This window comes from Salmonella sp. NW177, from assembly GCF_051811585.1.
GTDB classification, from domain to species: domain Bacteria; phylum Pseudomonadota; class Gammaproteobacteria; order Enterobacterales; family Enterobacteriaceae; genus Salmonella; species Salmonella enterica.
Genome location: NZ_JAMMZV010000006.1, coordinates 49,489 through 71,554 on the forward strand (window position 1 = coordinate 49,489; position 22,066 = coordinate 71,554).

The window sequence follows — 22,066 nt, forward strand, 5'->3', positions numbered from 1 at the left end:
GGATGGCGGCGTGAACGCCTTATCCGGCCTACGACGACAATTATCCATACACATAGTTAATCCAGCCGTCGTTTGGTTTTTAGCCACGTCAGGCCAATAAACATCACCGCCGAGGCGATTAAAAACAGTACGTTAACGCCTAACACGACCGGAATATTGCCGGCCAGAAACAGACTTTGTAGGGTGCTGACAAAATAGCGCGCCGGAATAATATAGGTCACCGCGCGGATCACCGCAGGCATACTGTCTATCTGGAAGATAAATCCGGACAGCATAATCGAGGGCAAAAACGCGGCGTTCAGCGCCACCTGCGCGGCGTTAAACTGGTTGCGAGTGATGGTGGAAATCAACAGCCCCATCCCCAGCGTACTCAGTAAAAACAGACTGGTGATGATAAACAGAATCACCAGCGAACCGCGATACGGCACGCCGAGAATAAACACCGATACCAGCATACAGAGCAGCATCGCCAGCATACCGAGAAAGTAATAGGGAATAAGCTTACACAGCAGCAGTTCAACACGCGTCACTTCGGTCGAGAGCAGCGCCTCCATCGTGCCGCGCTCCCATTCGCGGGCAACGACCAGCGAGGTGAGGATTGCGCCAATTACCGTCATGATAATGGTCACCGCCCCGGGAATAATAAAATGCTGACTGATCGCCGCTGGGTTAAACCAGTAGCGCGTCTGGACGTCGATGAGCGGTTCAAAGGTGTCGCCGCGATCTTCCGCCCGCTGCTGTTGCCAGATTTGCCAGATGCCTTCAACATAACCCTGAACGAAGTTGGCGGTGTTTGGCTCGCTGCCGTCGGTAATCACCTGAATCGGCGCGCTGTCACCGGCGCGCGCCATTTGCTGCGCGAAATCCACCGGAATCACCACCAGTCCGCGAATACGTCCGGCCTGCATTTTTTCAATTAATTCATGGCGATTATCGCTAATGGTCGCGTCGATATAGGGTGAACCGGTCATCGCATGAGTGAAATCCAGCGCCTCCTGGCTTTGCTGTTCAAGCAGAATCCCCACCCGCAGCTTGCTGGAGTCGAGGTTAATGCCGTAACCAAAAATAAACAGCAACAGCAGCGGGATCACCACCGCAATCAGCCAGCTACTGGGATCGCGCACGATCTGGCGCGTCTCTTTGACGCACAACGCACGCACGCGGCGCCAGGAGAGAGACTTACTCATGCGTATGCTCCTTATCCCAGTCATTGATGAGAGTGATAAAGGCCTGCTCCATCGTCGGATCGGCCTGTTGCTCATCGGCGGCCTGCGCTTTGAGATCGTCCGGCGTACCGCTGGCGATAAGCTTCCCGCGATAAACCAGTCCGATGCGATCGCAATATTCCGCTTCATCCATAAAGTGGGTCGTCACCATTACCGTGACCCCTTTTTCCACCATGCTATTAATGTGCAGCCAAAATTCACGGCGGGTGAGGGGATCAACCCCGGACGTTGGTTCATCAAGGAATAAAATATCCGGTTCGTGCATCAGCGAGCAGGCCAGCGCCAGTCGCTGTTTAAAGCCCAGCGGCAGCGCATCGGTGGGATGCGACGCGATGCTTTTCAGACCAAACGCTTCACTCATGCGCTGAATTTTTTCATTTTGCGCGCGGCCCCGCAAACCGTAGACGCCGGAGAAAAAACGCAGGTTCTGCTCAACCGTCAGGTTGCCGTAAAGCGAAAATTTTTGCGCCATATAGCCCAGATGCTGACGGGCTTTGCCGGAGCTGACTTTCAGATCCATATCCAGCACCAGCGCCTTGCCGGACGTCGGCACCAGCAGGCCGCACATCATTTTAAAGGTGGTTGATTTACCCGCGCCGTTCGGGCCGAGCAGGCCAAAAATCTCGCCGCGCTGTACGACGAAATTAACATGGTCCGTGGCCGCGAAATCGCCAAATTTTTTCGTCAGTTCCTGCGCTTCAATCACCGTTTCGCCGGCAGTGCCTTCAACAGTATGCAGGATTGAACCCAGCGGAGACTCCGAGGTTCCCGCTCCGCCAAGCAGATCGATAAACGCATCTTCGAAACGCGGCGCGGTCTCATTGAGGGTGATTTCCGGCATCCCTTCGGCCTGACGAATATCTGCTGCGGTCGCCTCTTTTTTCAGGATCAGGCGTACCGAACGTCCCTGAATCATGCCGTCGCTCACCTGCGGCAGTCTGAGCGCTCTCTGTAGCAACTTACGGTTGTTTTCCTGTGGACTACTCATCAGAAAGCTACGACCGGCCATCGTTTGCGTCAGCGCTTTAGGTTCGCCCTGATAGAGCAGCTCGCCTTCATTCATCAGCAGTACATCGCGACACTGTTCGGCTTCATCCAGATAGGAGGTGCTCCATAAAATCAGCATCCCGTCGCCCGCCAGTTCGTGGACCATTTGCCACAACTCGCGCCGTGAAATCGGGTCAACGCCAACGCCCGGTTCATCCAACAGCAGCACTTTCGGTTCGCCGACCAGCGTACAGGCCAGCCCCAGTTTTTGCTTCATCCCGCCGGACAATTTCCCCGCCAGACGGCCAGTGAAAGGGCCGAGGGCGGTAAACTCCAACAAACGGGCAAAGGTCTTTTCCCGTATCTCGCCGGTAACGCTGCGTAAATCGGCATAGAGATTAAGGTTCTCCATGACGGTAAGATCTTCATACAGACCGAATTTCTGCGGCATATAGCCCAGAACCGCGTGCAGCTCGCTGTCGTTTTGTATCGGGTCGAAGCCCAATACGGACGCGCTGCCGCCATCGGCTTTGAGCAGGCCCGCCAGCATACGCATCAGCGTAGTTTTTCCTGCGCCGTCCGGCCCTACCAGCCCGGTGACATAACCGGAATGAATGGTACAGTCGAGCGGCGCGACGGCGGGTTTATCCATTCCCGCAAAGCGCTTCGTCAGACCGTGCAGCGTAATAACGGCCTCACTCATGCCGTGCCTCGTCATTAAATTTCACCGTGACTGGCATCCCCTGGCGTAACGCATCGTCCGCATCGGTGACGATAATGCGCAGGCGATAGACGAGATCGGTACGCAGATCCGGCGTTTCGACGGTTTTCGGCGTAAATTCCGCGGTGGGCGAAACGAAACCAATCTTGCCGTGGTAAGGTTTGTCAGGACGACCGTCGGTATACAACAGAATGTCGCGCCCCGGTTGCGTCTGACTGAGGTTGCGTTCATCGACATAGGCGCGCACCCAGACGGGGCGGGTCAGCGAGAGCGTTAATACCGTGCTGCCGGCGTTCAGCATACTGCCAGGCTCGACCGCGCGGGTGAGCAAGGTTCCGTTGGCAGGCGCGATAAGCGTGGTGTCCTGCAAATCAAGCTGCGCCTGCGCCAGTTGGGCCTTTGCCTGTTCCAGGCTGGCTTTCGCCTGGGCGATATCCTGTTCACGATTACCGGTACGGTACTGGCTCAGTTTATCCTGCGCGGACTTCAGCGTCGCCTGCGCCTGATCGCGCGATGAGCGGGCGTTTTCCAGATCGTTAGCGGAAATGGTGCGGCTTTTCCACAATCCTTGCTGACGGTTATAAAAGTTTTGTGCGTAGTCATAGGCGGCTTGCGCCTGTCTGACGGCGGCGGCGGCCTGGGCTATCTCTTCATCGCGATAGCCTGCCAGCATCAAATCATATTGCGCCTGCGCGACCGACACGCCAGCTTTCGCCTGCATTAGCGCGTTTTCGTATGGCGCGTGATCCAGTTCGCCGAGCACCTGTCCGGCTTTGATGGCATCGCCTTCATCAACATTCAGCGATGCCAGCCTGCCGCCGACGCGAAAGCTGATATTGACGGTACGGATATCGACATTACCGTATAGCGTCAGCCCATCGTCCTGCCGACTTTGATACCACCAGGTTCCACCGGCAATCACAGCGACGATCGCTGCGATTGCCAGTCCGATAACGACAGGTTTTTTCATCAGTCCAGACTCCTTTGCGTTAAACCGTGCAGAATAAGATCGATGTGGCAGGTTACCGTCTGGTAAATCAGCTCCGCTTTTTCTTCATCAAACTGCGGCCAGCCGGTACGTAACAGAATAGTTTCTTTGCCGAGACGAAACGCCAGCACTTCGCCCAGTAAGGCATGGGTATGCAAAATCATGCGCGTATCATTGGCGTCGCAGCCGGTATAAGCGGCAACCAATCTTGTCAGATGGGTGTGCAACGGATCGATAACCTGTTCATGGACCAATTGATAGGCCGACGTGGGAGAGAGCTGCTCGCGTGAAATAAATTTGCTCAGGTTAACGGTGTCTTCCTGCGTCAGCAGCATAATCATGTTCTTGCAGGCGAGCAGAATGAGTTCGCGTATGGCGTCCCGGTCAGGGGCAGGCTGGCTAAACAGACGTTCCGCTTTTTCAGCATGGGGGCGAAATTTTTCGCCAAGAAAATCGGCAATCCACTGGGCGCAGGCGAGGTATAAATCCTCTTTTGAGCCGAAATAGTAAGTAATGGCGGCAATATTTTGCCCCGCCAGCGCGGCGATATCGCGCGTGGTGGCATGGAGGCCATACTCGCCAAACTGCGCCAGTGCGGCGGCAATGAGCTGACTTTTCGCCTGCTCGCCCTTGGTGGTCGTGGTGGGAATATTCATCACACGCCCTAAGTCTTAATCAATCGATTGATTAACTTTAGGCGCACATTTCAGGTTTGTCTACCGCCAGCTATTAGATCTGAAATCCTTCGCGGCTTAGCTCTTTGGAAACCCAATTAAAGAATATCTTTACTTTCTCTTTTTGTTCATTGTGATGTGGCAAAACGAAGTGGTGAGCGTTAACCGGCATACTCACGTCAGTCGTAAAAACGGGCGCCAGGTGGCGTTGGCTAACGCTTTGTCCGGCCAGTAAATTGCTTTCAAGAATAATCCCCATGCCCATACGTGCAGCCTCAATGCTCATATAGGAGCGGTCAAAATTAAAAATAAAGTTTTTATTCCAGCCGCGAACCTTATGCCAGGACAGCCAGTTGCTCCAGTTGATCAGCGTGCTATCTGAATGAATAAGATCGCAACCCAGTAAGTCTTCAATGTTTTGAATGCTATGACTCGCTAAATAAGTCGATGACGTATAGGGGAGCATACGTTCATTTTTTATGGTTTTGACGACCAGCGTCGGCCATTGTGAAAGGCCGTGGCGGATATCGATGTCGATATTATCACGGGAGAACTGAATACTTTCGTAAGAACAGGTCAGGCTAATTTTAAGCTCAGGCCAGGCCTGGCGAAATTTATTCAGACGGGGCATCAACCATAGTAATCCAAAACTCGGTGCTGAATGTATGCGTAAATAATCCTGGTGAATATCATTTATGACCTGGTTGGTAGCCTGTCCAATAATGTTTAACGCCCCCGAAACCTCTTTTAAATATTTTTCACCAATCGCGGTCAATACGACGCCTTTACTGCTGCGCGAAAAAAGTTTCTTTCCCAGATACTGTTCCAGACTGGCTATCTGATGGCTTACCGCGGAGGCCGTAACATTGAGATTTTCAGCTGCCAGATTCAGGCTGTTGGTATCAGCCACTTCAATGAATGCCTGGATATTGCGTAAAGATGGCACAGGCAAGCTTTTATTCTGTAGTGGCTGGTTCATGATTATCTCCGGTGAATGGAATGATGATCGCCCAATTTTATTACCCCAGGAAGTAAATTCAGCGGTTACTCCCCTAATACCTGGTCAGCTTAACATAGGCGAAAAATAAGTTATGGGGTAATTCGTGATGAAGTTAACAGTTTTATCTGCCATTTCTGTCGGTCAAGCTGATTCAACAATAATTTGAATCCAGTCACGAAGCAAATTTTCCTCATTCATAATTGAGGTTTTTTGAATACCGTTTCTTTTGGGGATTGTTATATTGCAACCACAGGCCTGATAACAAGGCGCGATGCGGTAAGGTTCGCGAAAAAACATATACCCAAAATAATTCGAGTTGCTTAAAGGCGGCAAGGGAGTGAGTCCCCAGGAGCATAGATAACTATGTGACTGGGGTGAGCGACAAATCTGCCGGGAGCAGATTTGAACGTCGCGTGCGACGGCCCGTCAGGGCGAGGCCCATGGATGGGCCGAGTATCCGTAGCCAACACATAAGCAACTTGAAGTATGAAGGGTATAAACAATAATGAGGATACCCTATGTCACGTATAGATACTGTAGTCTGTACTGACGCCAGGAAGACAAAATATCGTTTGGTGGTTTTGACGATGATTTTCCTGGTGTATGCAATAAATTACGCCGACAGAACCAATATCGGCGCGGTGCTGCCGTTTATCATTAATGAGTTTCATATCAACAACTTTGAAGCCGGGGCCATCGCCAGTATGTTTTTCCTTGGCTACGCGGTAAGCCAGATCCCGGCAGGTTTTTTTATCGCCAAACGCGGCACGCGGGGGTTAGTTTCACTGTCAATTTTCGGCTTTTCCGCTTTCACCTGGCTGATGGGCACGGTAAGTTCGGTGTTTAGCCTGAAGATGGTGCGACTGGGACTGGGGCTTAGCGAAGGACCATGCCCGGTGGGGCTGGCTTCAACGATTAATAACTGGTTCCCGCCGAAAGAGAAAGCCACGGCAACCGGCGTTTATATCGCGGCCACCATGTTTGCGCCGATTATCGTGCCGCCGTTGGCGGTGTGGATTGCGGTCACCTGGGGCTGGCGGTGGGTCTTTTTCTCCTTTGCGATCCCGGGGATCATGGCGGCGATTGCCTGGTATTTACTGGTTAAGTCAAAACCTTCAGAGAGCGGATTTGTTTCGCAAAGTGAACTGGAAGAGATTAATGCCGGGCGTGATATCCATAAAAACACCGTGCGGGAAAATATATTAATTGCCGATCGTTTCACTTTGCTGGATAAAATTATTCGGGTGAAAAAAATGGCGCCTATCGATACGGCAAAAGGATTATTTACTTCCAAAAATATCCTCGGTGACTGCCTGGCCTATTTTATGATGGTTAGCGTGCTGTACGGCTTATTAACCTGGATTCCGCTCTATTTAGTGAAAGAGCGCGGTTTTGATGTCATGAGTATGGGGTTTGTAGCCAGTATGCCGTGCATCGGCGGGTTTATTGGCGCGATTGGCGGCGGATGGATTTCGGATAAAGTATTAGGCCGTCGTCGTAAGCCAACGATGATGTTTACCGCTATTTCCACCGTGGTCATGATGTTAATTATGCTGAATATTCCGGCAAGCACCTGGGCGGTATGTGTTGGGTTATTCTTCGTCGGTTTATGCCTGAATATTGGCTGGCCCGCATTCACAGCATACGGTATGGCGGTTTCGGACACGAAAACTTATCCCATTGCCTCTTCTATTATCAATAGCGGCGGCAACCTCGGCGGGTTTGTCGCTCCGATGGCTGCGGGTTTTTTACTTGATAAGACCGGCAGCTTTAATTCTGTATTTACCTATTTCGGTATCTGCGCAGCAATTGGTCTGGTGGTTATTCTCTTCCTCGATGAGCCACAATAACGGAAATATATCCTGTTAATTAATATGACGTAATGTCATGGAGTGAAAATATGTTATTAAAAGATAAAGTCGCCATTATTACTGGCGCGGCCTCCGCACGCGGTTTGGGTTTTGCTACCGCGAAATTATTTGCTGAAAACGGCGCTAAAGTGGTCATTATCGACCTCAATGGCGAAGCCAGTGAAGCCGCAGCTGCGGCATTAGGCGAAGGTCATCTCGGGTTGGCGGCAAACGTCGCTGACGAAGTTCAGGTTCAGGCGGCAATTGAACAGATCATGGCTAAATATGGTCGGGTCGATGTACTGGTGAATAACGCCGGTATTACTCAGCCGCTGAAGCTAATGGACATTAAGCGCGCTAATTATGACGCGGTGCTTGACGTCAGCCTGCGCGGCACGCTGTTGATGTCACAGGCGGTTATCCCGGTCATGAGAGCGCAAAAATCCGGCAGCATTGTCTGCATCTCCTCCGTTTCCGCCCAGCGCGGCGGCGGTATCTTCGGCGGCCCGCACTACAGCGCGGCAAAAGCCGGCGTGCTCGGTCTGGCGCGGGCGATGGCGCGTGAGCTTGGCCCCGATAACGTCCGCGTAAACTGCATCACTCCGGGGCTGATTCAGACCGACATCACCGCCGGTAAGCTGACCGATGAAATGACGGCCAACATCCTTGCCGGGATCCCGATGAACCGCCTGGGCGATGCGGTAGACATCGCGCGCGCCGCGCTGTTCCTGGGAAGCGATCTCGCGTCCTACTCCACCGGTATCACCCTGGATGTTAACGGCGGCATGTTAATTCACTAAGCGAGGCAATGAGATGAAGATGACCGAATCACAAAAAGTCGCCGCAGCGGCGTGGCGCATCCGCCGCTACGCCCTGCAAATGGGGGAAGTTCAGGGACAGGGCTATATCGGCCAGGCTCTGGGCTATGCCGATGTGCTGGCAACCGCGTTCAGCCACGCGATGACCTACCGTCCGGAAGACCCTGAGTGGGAAGGGCGCGACCGCTTCCTGCTTTCTCACGGCCATTACGCTATCGCCTACTATGCGGCGCTGCTGGAAGCGGGAATTATCCCGGAAGAGGAGCTGGAAACCTACGGTTCCGACGACAGCCGCCTGCCGATGTCGGGGATGGCGACCTACACGCCGGGGATGGAGATGTCCGGTGGTTCGCTGGGGCAGGGGCTGTCCATTGCCGTAGGAATGGCGCTCGGGCTGAAGCAAAAGAGCAGCACGTCCTGGGTTTATAACTCTATGTCGGATGGGGAGTTGGACGAAGGTTCAACCTGGGAAGCGGCGATGTCGGCAGCCCACTATGGCCTGACTAACTTGATTAACATCGTTGATGTCAACAAACAGCAGGCGGACGGCGATTCGCGCAAAATCCTCGGCTTTGAGCCGCTGCATGAAAAATGGGCCGCTTTCGGCTGGTACGTACAGCGCGTGGACGGTAACGATCTGGCCGCGGTGATTGCGGCCTTTGACAACGCGAAAAGTCATGCCGGCAACCAGCCGCGGGTCATTCTCTGCGACACGCTGATGGGCAAAGGGGTGCCGTTCCTCGAAACCCGCGATAAGAACCATTTTATTCGCGTCGATGCTGACGAGTGGCAAAAAGCGATTGCGGTGCTGGACGCTAACAAACCGGAAGGAGTGCTGTAATGAGCCAGAGTAAACCACGTTTAAAAACGTCCGCGATGATTGCTTCTATCGCCGATGAAGGCCAGGCGACGATCCCTGCGCCGTTTGGCGTCGCGCTGTCAAAACTGGCGGCGCAGCGCCCGGAAATCGTCGGTATGACCGCGGACCTGTCAAAATATACCGATCTACATATTTTCGCCCAGGCTTTCCCGGATCGCTTTTTCCAGATGGGAATGGCGGAACAGTTGCTGATGGGCGCGGCGGGGGGCATGGCGAAAGAGGGATTTATTCCCTTCGCTACCACCTACGCTGCGTTTGCCACCCGTCGCGCCTATGATTTTATCCATCAGGTGATCGCCGAAGAGCATCTGAACGTGAAGATCTGTGCAGCGCTGCCGGGCCTGACGACGGGTTATGGCCCAAGCCACCAGGCAACCGAAGATCTGGCGATTATGCGCGGCATTCCCGGCATGGTTATCGTCGATCCTTGCGATGCGCTGGAGATAGAGCAGGCGGTACCGGCAATTGCTGACCATAACGGCCCGGTGTATATGCGCCTGCTGCGCGGTAAGGTGCCGCTGGTGCTGGATAAGTACGACTATCAGTTTGAGCTGGGCAAGGCGAAACTGCTGGAGGACGGCAATGATGTGCTGATTATCTCTTCCGGGCTGATGACCATGCGTGCTCTGGAGGTGGTTGAAAAGCTACGCGCCGATAATATCAGCGTGGCCGTACTGCACGTGCCGACAATCAAGCCACTTGATGAAAAAGCGATTATTGAGCAGGCGTCGAAGCCCGGTCGCCTGGTGATGACCGCGGAAAACCATACCTCGGTCGGCGGGTTAGGGGAGGCGGTTGCCGCGCTGCTGATGCGTAAGGGCGTACGCTGTGAGCTGGATACCGTTGGTTTGCCTGACGAATTCCTGCTGGCCGGCGCGCTGCCGACGCTGCACGATCGCTACGGCATCTCCACCGCGATGATGGTAGAAAAAATTAAGCATCGTCTGCGTTAATGACTTTCGCCGCCGCGTTCTGCGGCGGCGCTTCTCTGTTTCCGTTCGAGGTTTCCATGTCGATTAATTCCATTGAAGAATTAAACGCGCTGGTTGCGCGCGTCAAAAAAGCCCAGCGTCAGTACGCGAGTTTCACGCAACAACAGGTAGACAAAATCTTCCGCGCCGCCGCTCTGGCCGCCGCTGATGCCCGCATTCCGCTGGCCAAAATGGCGGTCGCCGAGTCTGGTATGGGCATCGTGGAAGACAAAGTGATTAAAAACCACTTCGCTTCCGAATATATCTATAACGCCTATAAAGATGAAAAGACCTGCGGCGTGCTGTCAGAAGACGACACTTTCGGGACCATTACGATTGCTGAACCTGTCGGTATTATTTGCGGCATCGTTCCGACAACCAACCCGACCTCTACCGCGATTTTCAAGTCGCTAATTAGCCTGAAAACGCGTAACGCCATCATCTTTTCTCCGCATCCGCGCGCTAAAGAGGCAACCAACAAAGCGGCAGATATCGTTCTGCAAGCGGCTATCGCTGCCGGCGCGCCGAAAGATCTGATTGGCTGGATCGATCAACCTTCCGTAGAACTGTCTAACGCGCTGATGCACCACCCGGATATTAACCTGATCCTTGCGACGGGTGGTCCAGGCATGGTTAAAGCAGCATACAGCTCCGGCAAACCGGCTATCGGCGTAGGCGCAGGTAACACTCCGGTAGTGATTGATGAAACTGCTGACATTAAACGCGCTGTGGCGTCAATCCTGATGTCGAAAACCTTCGATAACGGCGTAATCTGTGCTTCTGAACAGTCTGTTGTCGTTGTTGACTCCGTCTATGATGCCGTTCGCGAGCGTTTTGCGAAATGCGGCGCGGTGATTCTGAATAAAAAAGAGAGGAAAGCTGTAGGCGGAGTATTGCTCAAAAATGGGGCGCTGAACGTGGCAATTGTCGGCCAGTCAGCGGCTACAATCGCAGAGATTGCCGGCATTTTTGTGCCTGAAAACAGCAAGGTTCTGATAGGGGAGGTGAGTGCAACGGACGTCTCTGAGCCTTTCGCTCACGAAAAACTCTCTCCGACGCTCGCCATGTACCGAGCAAAAGATTTTGCCGATGCGGTAGATAAAGCGGAGCAACTGGTCGCTATGGGCGGTATCGGTCACACCTCCTGCCTGTACACTGACCAGGATAACCAGCCAGAACGCGTTGCTTACTTCGGTCAGATGATGAAAACCGCGCGTATCCTGATCAACACCCCGGCCTCTCAGGGTGGTATCGGCGACCTGTACAACTTCAAACTCGCACCTTCCCTGACGTTGGGTTGTGGTTCCTGGGGTGGTAACTCCATCTCTGAAAACGTTGGTCCGAAACACCTGATCAACAAGAAAACCGTTGCTAAGCGAGCTGAAAACATGTTGTGGCACAAACTTCCGAAATCTATCTACTTCCGCCGTGGCTCTCTGCCCATCGCGCTGGATGAAGTGATTACTGATGGCCACAAACGTGCGCTCATCGTGACTGACCGCTTCCTGTTCAACAACGGCTATGCAGACCAGATCACCTCTGTGCTGAAAGCGGCTGGCGTTGAAACCGAAGTCTTCTTCGAAGTTGAAGCCGACCCGACGCTTTCCGTTGTTCGCAAAGGCGCTGAGCTGGCTAACTCCTTCAAACCGGACGTGATCATCGCGCTGGGCGGCGGTTCCCCGATGGACGCCGCGAAAATCATGTGGGTCATGTACGAACATCCGGAAACTCACTTCGAAGAACTGGCGCTGCGCTTTATGGACATCCGTAAACGTATCTACAAGTTCCCGAAAATGGGCGTGAAAGCGAAAATGATCGCCGTCACCACCACTTCCGGTACCGGTTCTGAAGTCACACCGTTTGCGGTTGTGACCGACGATGCAACCGGTCAGAAATATCCGCTGGCTGACTATGCCCTGACCCCGGATATGGCGATTGTCGACGCCAACCTGGTGATGGATATGCCGAAGTCCCTGTGTGCGTTCGGTGGTCTGGATGCGGTAACTCACGCTCTGGAAGCTTATGTTTCCGTACTGGCTTCTGAGTTCTCTGACGGTCAGGCTCTGCAGGCCCTGAAACTGCTGAAAGAAAACCTGCCGGCGTCTTACCACGAAGGGTCTAAAAATCCGGTTTCGCGTGAACGTGTTCACAGTGCAGCGACTATCGCCGGTATCGCGTTTGCCAACGCCTTCCTCGGTGTATGTCACTCCATGGCGCACAAACTGGGCTCTCAGTTCCACATTCCGCACGGTCTGGCGAACGCCCTGCTGATTTGTAACGTTATCCGCTATAACGCGAATGACAACCCGACCAAGCAGACCGCTTTCAGCCAGTACGATCGTCCGCAGGCACGCCGTCGTTACGCTGAAATTGCTGACCACCTGGGCCTGAGCGCGCCGGGCGACCGTACCGCCGCTAAGATTGAAAAACTGCTGGCATGGCTGGAAAGCATTAAAGCTGAGCTGGGCATTCCTAAGTCTATCCGTGAAGCAGGCGTGCAGGAAGCTGACTTCCTGGCACACGTTGACAAACTGTCTGAAGATGCCTTCGATGACCAGTGCACCGGCGCTAACCCGCGTTATCCGCTGGTATCGGAACTGCGCCAACTGCTGCTGGCAAGTTTCTACGGCGAGGCGTTTGCTGAACAATAACGCATGGATCTCCGTCGCGGGGCGTCATTTTCCCCGCGGCTCACCGTAAGGATAATTTATGCGCCGCATCACAAAAACTGCTACACTCCGCCCCTTCATGACATTGTGGTTTTTGTCATTCCAAATTTGAGCATCTCCCTGAAAACTACACCGGCAACGGTCGGGGCGGTCCGGAGTAGTTATGTCTTTTGATTCCCTGGGATTAAACCCTGATATCCTGCGCGCTATTGCCGAGCAGGGTTACCGTGAACCTACCCCTATTCAGCAACAGGCGATTCCCGCCGTGCTGGAAGGCCGCGATCTGATGGCCAGCGCCCAGACTGGAACCGGTAAAACGGCGGGTTTTACCCTGCCATTGTTGCAGCATCTGATTACCCATCAGCCGCACGCTAAAGGTCGTCGCCCGGTGCGTGCGTTGATCCTCACGCCAACCCGCGAGCTGGCGGCGCAAATTGGCGAAAACGTCAGAGATTACAGTAAATATCTCAATATTCGCTCGCTGGTGGTATTTGGCGGCGTAAGCATCAATCCGCAGATGATGAAACTGCGCGGCGGCGTGGATGTGCTGGTGGCGACGCCGGGACGTCTGCTCGACCTGGAACATCAAAATGCCGTGAAGCTGGATCAGATTGAGATTCTGGTACTGGATGAAGCCGACCGTATGCTGGATATGGGCTTCATTCACGACATTCGTCGCGTGCTGGCGAAACTGCCGGCGAAGCGTCAGAATCTGCTGTTCTCCGCCACGTTCTCCGACGACATCAAAGCGCTCGCCGAAAAGCTGTTGCGCAATCCGCTGGAAATCGAAGTGGCGCGCCGCAACACGGCCTCAGAGCAGGTGACGCAGCACGTGCACTTTGTCGATAAAAAACGTAAGCGCGAACTGCTGTCACAAATGATTGGCCAGGGCAACTGGCAGCAGGTGTTGGTCTTCACCCGCACCAAGCATGGCGCGAACCATCTGGCGGAACAGCTTAATAAAGACGGTATTCGCAGCGCGGCGATCCACGGTAATAAATCGCAGGGCGCACGTACCCGCGCGCTGGCCGATTTTAAATCCGGCGATATTCGCGTGCTGGTGGCGACGGATATTGCGGCGCGTGGTCTGGATATTGAAGAACTGCCGCACGTGGTCAACTATGAACTGCCGAACGTGCCGGAAGATTATGTACACCGTATTGGCCGTACCGGTCGCGCGGCGGCAACTGGCGAGGCGCTGTCGCTGGTCTGTGTTGACGAGCATAAACTGTTGCGTGATATCGAAAAATTGCTGAAAAAAGAGATCCCACGCATTACGACGCCGGGCTATGAGCCGGACCCGTCGATTAAAGCGGAGCCGATTCAGAATGGCCGTCAGCAGCGCGGCGGCGGTCGTGGACGCGGACAAAATCAGGGGGGAGCGGGGCGCAGTCAGCAGCCGCGACGTCAGGATAGTGGGGCAGCGAAGGCGAAACCAAAACCGCGCACAGGCGAGGGGAAACCCGCGGGCGACAAAGCACGTCCGCCGCGTCGCCCGCGCAGAATCACGCCTGCCCAGTAAATTTTATCCGGCAACATGCCCGGTAGCGCGACGCTTACCGGGCCTACGGACTATGCAAATACGTAGGCCGGATAAGGTGCTTGCACCGTCATCCGGCAAAATACACATCGCGTTGCGAGCCGCCTTCCAGAACCGGCAAAAAAGGTACTTCCCGCCCCTGAAATGTGCCACAATAGTGGCTGTTTATACAGTACTTCAGGTTTTCTCATGGCATTGACCGCTGCGCTGAAAGCGCAAATCGCCGCCTGGTATAAGGCGCTTCAGGACCAGATCCCCGACTTTATTCCCCGTGCGCCGCAGCGGCAGATGATTGCTGACGTCGCCAGAACGCTGGCCGGGGAAGAAGGGAGACATCTGGCTATTGAAGCGCCGACCGGCGTCGGGAAAACCCTCTCCTATCTTATTCCCGGTATCGCCATTGCCCGGGAAGAGCAAAAAACACTGGTGGTCAGTACCGCTAACGTGGCGTTACAGGATCAGATCTTTAGCAAAGATTTGCCGCTGCTACGAAAAATCATCCCCGATCTGCGCTTTACCGCCGCCTTTGGCCGCGGGCGTTACGTGTGTCCGCGAAATCTGGCGGCGCTCGCCAGTAGCGAGCCTACGCAGCAGGATCTGCTCGCCTTTCTTGATGACGAACTGACGCCTAACAATCAGGAAGAGCAAAAGCGCTGCGCCAGGCTGAAAGGGGATCTTGACGGTTACAAATGGGATGGTCTGCGGGATCATACCGACATTGCTATTGACGACGATCTGTGGCGGCGATTAAGTACCGATAAAGCCAGTTGTCTGAACCGCAACTGTCACTATTACCGCGAATGTCCATTCTTTGTCGCCCGACGTGAAATACAGGAAGCGGAAGTCGTGGTGGCGAATCACGCGCTGGTAATGGCGGCGATGGAAAGTGAAGCCGTACTGCCGGAACCAAAGCATCTGCTGTTGGTACTGGATGAAGGTCATCATCTGCCCGATGTCGCTCGCGATGCGCTGGAGATGAGCGCGGAAATTACCGCCTCCTGGTATCGCTTGCAACTGGACCTGTTCAGCAAACTGGTGGCGACCTGCATGGAGCAATTTCGCCCTAAGACCACGCCGCCGTTAGCGAATCCTGAGCGACTTAACGCCCATTGCGAGGAGGTGTACGAACTGATCGCCTCGCTCAATGCCATTCTTAATCTGTATATGCCCGCAGCGCAGGAGGCGGAGCACCGTTTTGCAATGGGCGAGTTGCCTGATGAGGTCATGGAAATCTGCCAGCGACTGGCGAAGCTGACCGAGACGTTGCGTGGGCTGGCGGAATCCTTTCTCAACGATCTCAGCGAAAAAACCGGGTCGCACGATATTGTGCGTTTGCATCGGGTGATTTTACAGATGAACCGGGCGCTGGGAATGTTCGAGGCGCAAAGTAAATTATGGCGGCTGGCTTCGATGGCGCAGTCTTCAGGCGCGCCGGTGTCCAAATGGGCGACGCGTGAAATACGCGAAGGGCAACTCCACGTCTGGTTCCATTGTGTCGGTATCCGCGTCAGCGATCAGCTGGAAAGATTGTTATGGCGCAGCGTACCGCACATTATTGTCACCTCGGCGACACTGCGCTCGCTCAATAGCTTTTCGCGTCTGCAGGAAATGAGCGGCTTAAAAGAAAAAGCCGGCGACCGCTTTGTGGCGCTGGATTCGCCGTTTAATCATGTGGAACAGGGGAAACTGGTGATTCCTCAAATGCGCTACGAACCCACCATTGATAACGAAGAGCAGCATATTGCCGAAATGGCGGCCTATTTTCGTGAGCAACTGGAGAGCAAAAAACATCATGGTATGCTGGTACTGTTCGCCAGCGGGCGGGCGATGCAGCGTTTTCTGGAGCATGTCGCTGATGTGCGCTTACTCCTCCTGGTCCAGGGCGACCAGCCGCGTTACCGGCTGGTGGAGCTGCACCGTAAACGGGTGGAGAGCGGCGAACGCAGCGTGCTGGTTGGGCTTCAGTCTTTTGCCGAAGGGCTGGATCTTAAAGGCGAGCTGCTGACGCAGGTCCATATCCATAAAATTGCCTTCCCGCCGATCGACAGCCCGGTCGTGATCACCGAAGGCGAATGGCTAAAAAGTCTGAATCGTTATCCGTTTGAGGTACAAAGTTTACCAAGCGCGTCTTTTAATTTAATTCAGCAGGTAGGGCGATTGATCCGTAGCCACGCCTGTCGGGGAGAAGTGGTCATTTATGATAAGCGTTTGTTGACCAAAAACTACGGACAGCGTTTACTGAATGCCTTACCTGTTTTTCCGATAGAGCAGCCTGCCGTGCCAGACGTTATAGTAAAACCAAAAGCAAAACCTGCACGCCGCCGACGGCGTTAATGCTGTGAGCACACTTCAAGGAGCTTTCAATGGATTATCGCAAGATCATCAAAGAGATCGGGCGAGGTAAAAATCACGCCCGCGATCTGGATCTGGATACCGCGCGCGGTTTGTATACCCGAATGCTGAATGGCGACGTCCCCGACCTGGAAATGGGCAGTATATTGATGGCGCTGCGTATTAAAGGCGAAGGCGAAGCCGAAATGCTGGGCTTTTATGAAGCCATGCAGAATCATACCATCAAACTGACACCGCCCGCAGATAGGCCGTTGCCGGTCGTTATTCCCAGCTATAACGGCGCGCGTAAACAGGCGAATTTAACGCCGTTGCTGGCTATCCTGCTACATAAATTGGGCTTTCCAGTTGTAGTACACGGCGTCAGTGAAGATCCGACCCGCGTACTGACGGAAACAATATTTGCGCTGATGGGGATTGTGCCCACCCTACACGGCGGACAAGCGCAGGCCAAACTGGACGGGCATCAGCCGGTGTTTATCCCGGTGAGCGCGCTCTGCCCGCCGCTGGAAAAACAACTGGCGATGCGCTGGCGGATGGGCGTGCGCAACAGCGCGCATTCACTGGCCAAGCTGGCGACGCCATTTGCTGAGGATGCCGTGCTGCGTTTATCAAGCGTTTCTCACCCTGAATATGTCCCGCGTGTGGCGACCTTTTTTAGCCGCATTGGCGGGCGGGCTTTGTTAATGCATGGTACCGAAGGCGAAGTCTATGCCAACCCGCAACGCTGTCCGCAAATCAGCCTGATTGATAGCCGTGGCGTGCAGGTACTGCATGAGCGTCAGAGCGATATGCACGACGAGCCGCTTTCACTGCCTGCGACTAAAGATCCTGAAATCACCGCGCGCTGGATTGAGCGCTGCCTTGCCGGCCGCGAGCCGGTGCCGCAATCATTAAAAACGCAAATGGCCTGTTGTCTGGTTGCGACGGGAGAGGCAGCGACGTTAGAAGACGGGCTTGCGCGAGTCGAACAGGCTTTTAGCGAATAAAAAAAGCCCGTCCAGTGACGGACGGGCAAATAAGGGTAACAAACAGGGTTAATGAGGGTTGGAGCAGTGGGTCTGTTGGCAAACAGACGAGGGTAATACCCGTCAGAATTCAAACAACAGCGATGTTACAGCCTGAAATCTGGCGGGCAGGTAAATTATTTATAAATCACCGCAGTGCCGCTCATTTTGTCATTACCCACGGCGGAGGTGATGTTATAAGCGCTTGCGCCAGCAGCGGCGGCTTTTTCAGCCAGTTTAGCTTCCAGGCCATCCAGCGTGGTGGCGCCATCGGCAGACACTACGCCGATTTTATGCAGGTCTTGCGTCTGAGACGCGCTAACCGGTTCTGCGGCAAAAGCGCCAAAAGAAAGGGTGGAAAGCGCGATGGCTGCAACAGCATATTTAATGGTTTTCATGATTAATCTCTCGCAGGTTATTCTGTTTATGGGACGATGTTCCGTCGATGTGATGAGTATCACGGTTTTTTGCGAAAGATAAAATCGAATAGAATTGACGGCCTTGCTCAAAATTTTTGAATGACAAATAACCTATTGATTATTAATTAATTCAACAGTGGAATTTACCGTTCTTGTCATCTGGCTTTACAGAGTCGAGGTTAACGGCACATTCTGCGACGCAGAACGCTAAAAAGCATGAGCGTAAAGGAATGGATGATACTGGCGGTTTCGGTAAAGAAAAGTCAGCGTAACTGGCTGTCTTTTGAACCTCTGCGATTATATCCTGAAAATGTTGCGTTATGTAAATCTTTCTCCTGTTGGCAGGATATGCATAACCGAACGCCCGGTACGGCTTTACGCCGCGCTTCAGGGATAGGATCACCGCAAGATTCGCATTCATCGCGACTTTCGCCGTGGGGAAGTTCGCCGCGAGCGCGGGCAACGGCATCTTCAATGGTATTGTTGATTTGTTCATTCACTGCGTCGTCATTTGCCCAGCCGGATGCCATCACGCTCTCCTGATTTTAGGGTACCTGAGGTTAAGTGTAGCGCCGTCAGGCGAAAAAATCGCATCGCGCGATCTTTTCAGACCATGAGCAGAGCCAATGTTATTCAGATATCCGATCAAACGAGCGAGGCAGGGAATTCGCGGTGGTATATTTACCCCGTGGCGTTATACGGGTATCTTACGCCGCTGCTAAAAGGAGAATGCCATGTCCGCCCAGAAACCGGGGTTACACCCGCGCAACCGCCATCAACACCGTTATGATCTCGCCGCACTGTGTCAGACCACGCCGGAATTGACGTCCTTTCTTATCCGCACGCCCGCCGGTGAACAGAGCGTTGATTTTGCTAATCCGCAAGCGGTAAAAGCGCTCAATAAGGCGTTGCTGGCGCATTTTTATGCCGTTACACACTGGGACATTCCGCCAGGGTTTTTATGTCCGCCAGTGCCTGGTCGTGCGGATTATATCCATCATCTGGCGGATCTGCTTGGCGAAACGACAGGGAGTATTCCGGCGCAGGCAACTATTCTGGACGTGGGCGTGGGCGCCAATTGTATTTATCCGCTTATCGGCGTCCATGAATATGGCTGGCGATTTACCGGTAGTGAAGTCAGCGACGCAGCGATGTCCAGCGCGCAGGCTATCATTCAGGCTAATACGGGGTTAAGCCGCGCCATTCGTCTGCGTCGGCAAAAAGATCCGGCGGCCATTTTTACCGGTATTATTCATAAAAATGAATTTTATGACGCAACGCTTTGTAACCCGCCTTTTCACGACTCCGCCGCCGCAGCCCGCGCGGGCAGCGAGCGTAAGCGCCGCAATTTGGGGCAGAATAAAGATGATGCGCTGAACTTTGGCGGTCAACAGCAGGAGCTATGGTGTGAAGGCGGCGAAGTCGCCTTTATTAAAAAAATGATTGCTGAAAGCCAATCCTTCCGCCGTCAGGTGTTGTGGTTTACGACGTTGGTGTCGCGCGGCGAGAATTTACCGCCGCTTTACCGGGCATTGACGGAGGCTGGCGCGGTGAAAGTGGTGAAAAAAGAGATGGCCCAGGGGCAAAAGCAAAGCCGCTTTATTGCCTGGACCTTTATGGATGACGACCAGCGTCGCCGTTTTATCACCCGTAAACGCTAAATCGTCGGTTCGCGCGGCGGCAGTGAATCAGGCGACGGGCCGCCGGCGGGGGCGGGTAGAACCTGATACGTTTGCACCGGCGCGCGCACATTGGCCAGATCAAAATGCTTTTTCACCTGGCTATCAAGGGCAAAACGCACCGTCCACTGCTTGAGCGGTAGCGTGGTGAACGACACGCGTAAAGTAAACGCCGTGTTCGTTAAACCGACAATACCGGCGAACGTGGGTTCGCCGATAATCAGCCCGCGAATATCCTCCGTCTCCATCAGCGCCGTTACCGCGTCTTTCAGCGCCTGATTCGCTTTATCCGCATCCTCATGGCGATCCACGTCATAGTTGGCGACAACAGAGCCGATACCGCGCACAAAGTTGGCGAAAGTGGTGATCGAGGACCACGGGATAATATGGTATGCCCCGGTATCCTGCCGCACGCCGACGGAACGAATCGACATTCTTTCGACCGTCCCCGTCAGCGGGCCTATGGTGACTAAGTCGCCGGTATTCATCCCGTTTTCAAACTGAATAAAGACGCCGGTAATAATATCTTTCACCAGGGTTTGCGAACCGAAAGAGATAGCCAGACCTAACGCCCCCGCGCCAGCCAGCAATGGCGCGATATTGACGCCGATTTCCGATAACACGATCATGATGGTTATGGTACTGATAATCACTGCCAGCGCATTGCGGAACAGCGTCAGCAGCGTGCGCGTGCGGGCGCTGGGTAGCGGGCGGCCATGAATATCGGAGGCCAGGCGATTCTCAATCAGACTGGCGAGAATCGTCCATCCCACGGCGGAGAAGAATAAGATTAACGCGATACGGATGAGGATATCGACCATCTTTTCCCCCGCGCCATAATGTAGCCAGTGCCAGAAATCGAATAATCCCCAGGCGTTGAGCAACAGCATAACGGCGACGCAGACGGTCAAAAAGCGTGCGACTTTTAGCGCTGAGGAGAGCCAGCCGTTAAGCCGCTTTTGTAATTCCGGGTAGTTGCGCTGCGTATGGGGCGACAGGGTGATGGTTTTCGCTATCCAGCGGGTAAACATACCGGAGATAAACGCCGCGATGCCAATAATCGCCAGACTGCGCACGGTCGCGCCCATCATAAACTTCAGACTATTGCCTGGGTCGAATAACGAGAAGAAAAACAGCACGATAAAGTAGGCGCTGGCCAGCCAGTGCCACACCAGCGCAAAGGCGCGGATAAACAGGCTAAAAAAGGCTAATGATCGTTCCGCCAGACTTAATAAATGTTGCGTAATCTCCGCTTTGTTTTTAAAGATCAGGTACAGCGCCCAGATGGTGATGCAGAGCATGATCGCCACATTCGCCATCGCGCCAACCTGAACATTCACCTGGTTGGAAATAATCGGAACGGCAACAATCAGCCCGTAGCCAATCAAACTGCTAAGGGAACTCATACGGCGATTCCAGTAACGCGCTGTCGCATCCTGAATCGCGAATGGGCGTAATTCCGGTACATTAGGGCAAAAAATAAGCCGCAGAATCGCTTTAAAGAACTCTATCAGCGCGAAGGCATTCAGGAACAGGCTTTGCTGAAAAGCGATAGTTCGACTTCCCGCATGGAAATTATCACTGAGCATCTGACCGATAAATAAGGTGAGCGCCAGTAGCAGCAGGTCGATAATAAACGCGCCGACGATCATCGCCGGGAGCTGTAACCAGTTGCTGCGTTCACGGTTTTTCTTGCGCGCCCACAGGCCCATTTTTCGATATAACGGCAGGGCGCAAAGCCGTATCACGCTATAAAAACCAAATACCGCGACGGCCAGAAATAAAAAGTGGGTTAACGCGTTGGTGAAGGTTTGCGAGTTAAACGGCTTGTGCGGCGCATCGGTGATGTTGCGATAAAGCTGGGCGAAACGGGTAGCGAAAGCATCGCCGTACTGACGGGTAACGGTGGTGACGTTCTCCAGTACCGTTTTCTCATCTTTGGCCGCAGGCGGCGCAAGCGCTGGCGCCGGCTCGGTCGGCGGCGTGGTTGAGGCTTCGCGGAGTTGCGCTATCAATTCGTTACGTGAAGCCTCGTTCTCCAGTACGTCAGCCAGGGCCGCATAGGCCGCTTTTTTTTGTTCAGGACTGGGCTCTGGCGCTGCTTGCTGGCTGGTTGATGTCCCCGTGGTCACGCCGGGTATGACGACCGCATGGGCAGGCGCGCCCAGTAGACAAAAAAGGATGAACAGGGTCCACCGCATGACTCCTCCAGTGAGAAAAGAGACGCAAAACACTAAGTATAGATGGCGCAGGGGAGGGAAAATGAAATGGGACTATTCCATGATGCC

At 53.9% G+C, this 22,066-nt stretch carries 17 protein-coding genes; 9 read left to right on the forward strand and 8 right to left on the reverse strand.

All coding sequences use genetic code 11. The features are described 5' to 3' along the window. Positions 1–56 precede the first annotated feature (56 nt). The 5 genes from NA986_RS16905 to NA986_RS16925 all read right to left on the reverse strand — a co-directional run bounded on the left by NA986_RS16905 (position 57) and on the right by NA986_RS16925 (position 5,575). Positions 57–1,187 (reverse strand): ABC transporter permease, encoded by a 1,131-nt coding sequence (locus tag NA986_RS16905; protein ID WP_000045762.1) that lies wholly within the window; start codon positions 1,185–1,187, stop codon positions 57–59. After that, a complete protein-coding gene (locus NA986_RS16910; protein WP_001287616.1) occupies positions 1,180–2,916 on the reverse strand; it encodes an ATP-binding cassette domain-containing protein in 1,737 nt (578 codons plus the stop codon). The genes NA986_RS16905 and NA986_RS16910 overlap by 8 nt, the downstream gene beginning before the upstream one ends. Then, on the reverse strand, positions 2,909–3,904 hold the full coding sequence (gene hlyD, locus NA986_RS16915; RefSeq protein ID WP_000743431.1) for a secretion protein HlyD: 996 nt from the start codon (positions 3,902–3,904) through the stop codon (positions 2,909–2,911). Before hlyD ends, NA986_RS16910 begins: the two co-directional genes overlap by 8 nt. Continuing rightward, complete coding sequence (cecR, locus tag NA986_RS16920) at positions 3,904–4,578, reverse strand: transcriptional regulator CecR (RefSeq protein ID WP_001025254.1); 675 nt, start codon at positions 4,576–4,578, stop codon at positions 3,904–3,906. Before cecR ends, hlyD begins: the two co-directional genes overlap by 1 nt. A gap of 73 nt (positions 4,579–4,651) precedes the next feature. Further along, entirely contained in the window at positions 4,652–5,575 is a 924-nt protein-coding gene (locus NA986_RS16925; RefSeq protein ID WP_001075546.1) for a LysR substrate-binding domain-containing protein, read from the reverse strand. Positions 5,576–6,114: 539 nt separating this feature from the next. Between NA986_RS16925 and NA986_RS16930 the strand changes: the two genes are divergently transcribed. The 8 genes from NA986_RS16930 to ybiB all read left to right on the forward strand — a co-directional run bounded on the left by NA986_RS16930 (position 6,115) and on the right by ybiB (position 17,662). Further along, positions 6,115–7,446, forward strand: coding sequence for an MFS transporter (locus NA986_RS16930; RefSeq protein WP_023216739.1), 1,332 nt, complete (start codon positions 6,115–6,117; stop codon positions 7,444–7,446). A gap of 50 nt (positions 7,447–7,496) precedes the next feature. Beyond that, entirely contained in the window at positions 7,497–8,246 is a 750-nt protein-coding gene (locus NA986_RS16935; protein WP_000924697.1) for an SDR family NAD(P)-dependent oxidoreductase, read from the forward strand. A gap of 13 nt (positions 8,247–8,259) precedes the next feature. Then, a complete protein-coding gene (locus NA986_RS16940) occupies positions 8,260–9,105 on the forward strand; it encodes a transketolase (protein ID WP_000784291.1) in 846 nt (281 codons plus the stop codon). Then, positions 9,105–10,097 (forward strand): transketolase family protein, encoded by a 993-nt coding sequence (locus NA986_RS16945; RefSeq protein ID WP_023216738.1) that lies wholly within the window; start codon positions 9,105–9,107, stop codon positions 10,095–10,097. The genes NA986_RS16940 and NA986_RS16945 overlap by 1 nt, the downstream gene beginning before the upstream one ends. A 56-nt stretch (positions 10,098–10,153) precedes the next feature. After that, the gene (gene adhE / locus NA986_RS16950) at positions 10,154–12,766 is read left to right on the forward strand and encodes a bifunctional acetaldehyde-CoA/alcohol dehydrogenase (protein WP_094445023.1); all 2,613 of its coding nucleotides are present in this window, start codon (positions 10,154–10,156) and stop codon (positions 12,764–12,766) included. Positions 12,767–12,947: 181 nt separating this feature from the next. Beyond that, positions 12,948–14,306 (forward strand): ATP-dependent RNA helicase RhlE, encoded by a 1,359-nt coding sequence (rhlE, locus tag NA986_RS16955; protein WP_020898577.1) that lies wholly within the window; start codon positions 12,948–12,950, stop codon positions 14,304–14,306. A 207-nt stretch (positions 14,307–14,513) separates the two neighbouring features. Further along, a complete protein-coding gene (gene dinG, locus NA986_RS16960) occupies positions 14,514–16,658 on the forward strand; it encodes an ATP-dependent DNA helicase DinG (RefSeq protein WP_001218630.1) in 2,145 nt (714 codons plus the stop codon). A gap of 29 nt (positions 16,659–16,687) precedes the next feature. Continuing rightward, complete coding sequence (gene ybiB, locus NA986_RS16965) at positions 16,688–17,662, forward strand: DNA-binding protein YbiB (RefSeq protein WP_070793876.1); 975 nt, start codon at positions 16,688–16,690, stop codon at positions 17,660–17,662. A 155-nt stretch (positions 17,663–17,817) separates the two neighbouring features. On the opposite strand, the gene ybiJ is transcribed toward ybiB, so the two are convergent. Then, the gene (gene ybiJ, locus NA986_RS16970) at positions 17,818–18,078 is read right to left on the reverse strand and encodes a DUF1471 family protein YbiJ (RefSeq protein ID WP_023216252.1); all 261 of its coding nucleotides are present in this window, start codon (positions 18,076–18,078) and stop codon (positions 17,818–17,820) included. Positions 18,079–18,362: 284 nt separating this feature from the next. Continuing rightward, on the reverse strand, positions 18,363–18,629 hold the full coding sequence (locus NA986_RS16975) for a DksA/TraR family C4-type zinc finger protein (protein ID WP_000146332.1): 267 nt from the start codon (positions 18,627–18,629) through the stop codon (positions 18,363–18,365). A gap of 204 nt (positions 18,630–18,833) precedes the next feature. Between NA986_RS16975 and rlmF the strand changes: the two genes are divergently transcribed. Then, positions 18,834–19,760, forward strand: coding sequence for a 23S rRNA (adenine(1618)-N(6))-methyltransferase RlmF (rlmF, locus tag NA986_RS16980; protein ID WP_001275962.1), 927 nt, complete (start codon positions 18,834–18,836; stop codon positions 19,758–19,760). Here the strand turns inward: rlmF and ybiO are convergent. Then, a complete protein-coding gene (ybiO, locus tag NA986_RS16985; RefSeq protein WP_020898579.1) occupies positions 19,757–21,979 on the reverse strand; it encodes a mechanosensitive channel protein in 2,223 nt (740 codons plus the stop codon). The genes rlmF and ybiO overlap by 4 nt on opposite strands. Between the last annotated feature and the right edge of the window lie 87 nt (positions 21,980–22,066).

What these genes read in the sequence shown, in the direction of transcription:
- NA986_RS16905 (WP_000045762.1), bottom strand. Translation starts at nt 1,187, where the DNA reads ATGAGTAAGTCTCTCTCCTGGCGCCGCGTGCGTGCGTTGTGCGTCAAA.
- NA986_RS16910 (WP_001287616.1), bottom strand. Translation starts at nt 2,916, where the DNA reads ATGAGTGAGGCCGTTATTACGCTGCACGGTCTGACGAAGCGCTTTGCG.
- hlyD (WP_000743431.1), bottom strand. Translation starts at nt 3,904, where the DNA reads ATGAAAAAACCTGTCGTTATCGGACTGGCAATCGCAGCGATCGTCGCT.
- cecR (WP_001025254.1), bottom strand. Translation starts at nt 4,578, where the DNA reads ATGAATATTCCCACCACGACCACCAAGGGCGAGCAGGCGAAAAGTCAG.
- NA986_RS16925 (WP_001075546.1), bottom strand. Translation starts at nt 5,575, where the DNA reads ATGAACCAGCCACTACAGAATAAAAGCTTGCCTGTGCCATCTTTACGC.
- NA986_RS16930 (WP_023216739.1), top strand. Translation starts at nt 6,115, where the DNA reads ATGTCACGTATAGATACTGTAGTCTGTACTGACGCCAGGAAGACAAAA.
- NA986_RS16935 (WP_000924697.1), top strand. Translation starts at nt 7,497, where the DNA reads ATGTTATTAAAAGATAAAGTCGCCATTATTACTGGCGCGGCCTCCGCA.
- NA986_RS16940 (WP_000784291.1), top strand. Translation starts at nt 8,260, where the DNA reads ATGAAGATGACCGAATCACAAAAAGTCGCCGCAGCGGCGTGGCGCATC.
- NA986_RS16945 (WP_023216738.1), top strand. Translation starts at nt 9,105, where the DNA reads ATGAGCCAGAGTAAACCACGTTTAAAAACGTCCGCGATGATTGCTTCT.
- adhE (WP_094445023.1), top strand. Translation starts at nt 10,154, where the DNA reads ATGTCGATTAATTCCATTGAAGAATTAAACGCGCTGGTTGCGCGCGTC.
- rhlE (WP_020898577.1), top strand. Translation starts at nt 12,948, where the DNA reads ATGTCTTTTGATTCCCTGGGATTAAACCCTGATATCCTGCGCGCTATT.
- dinG (WP_001218630.1), top strand. Translation starts at nt 14,514, where the DNA reads ATGGCATTGACCGCTGCGCTGAAAGCGCAAATCGCCGCCTGGTATAAG.
- ybiB (WP_070793876.1), top strand. Translation starts at nt 16,688, where the DNA reads ATGGATTATCGCAAGATCATCAAAGAGATCGGGCGAGGTAAAAATCAC.
- ybiJ (WP_023216252.1), bottom strand. Translation starts at nt 18,078, where the DNA reads ATGAAAACCATTAAATATGCTGTTGCAGCCATCGCGCTTTCCACCCTT.
- NA986_RS16975 (WP_000146332.1), bottom strand. Translation starts at nt 18,629, where the DNA reads ATGGCATCCGGCTGGGCAAATGACGACGCAGTGAATGAACAAATCAAC.
- rlmF (WP_001275962.1), top strand. Translation starts at nt 18,834, where the DNA reads ATGTCCGCCCAGAAACCGGGGTTACACCCGCGCAACCGCCATCAACAC.
- ybiO (WP_020898579.1), bottom strand. Translation starts at nt 21,979, where the DNA reads ATGCGGTGGACCCTGTTCATCCTTTTTTGTCTACTGGGCGCGCCTGCC.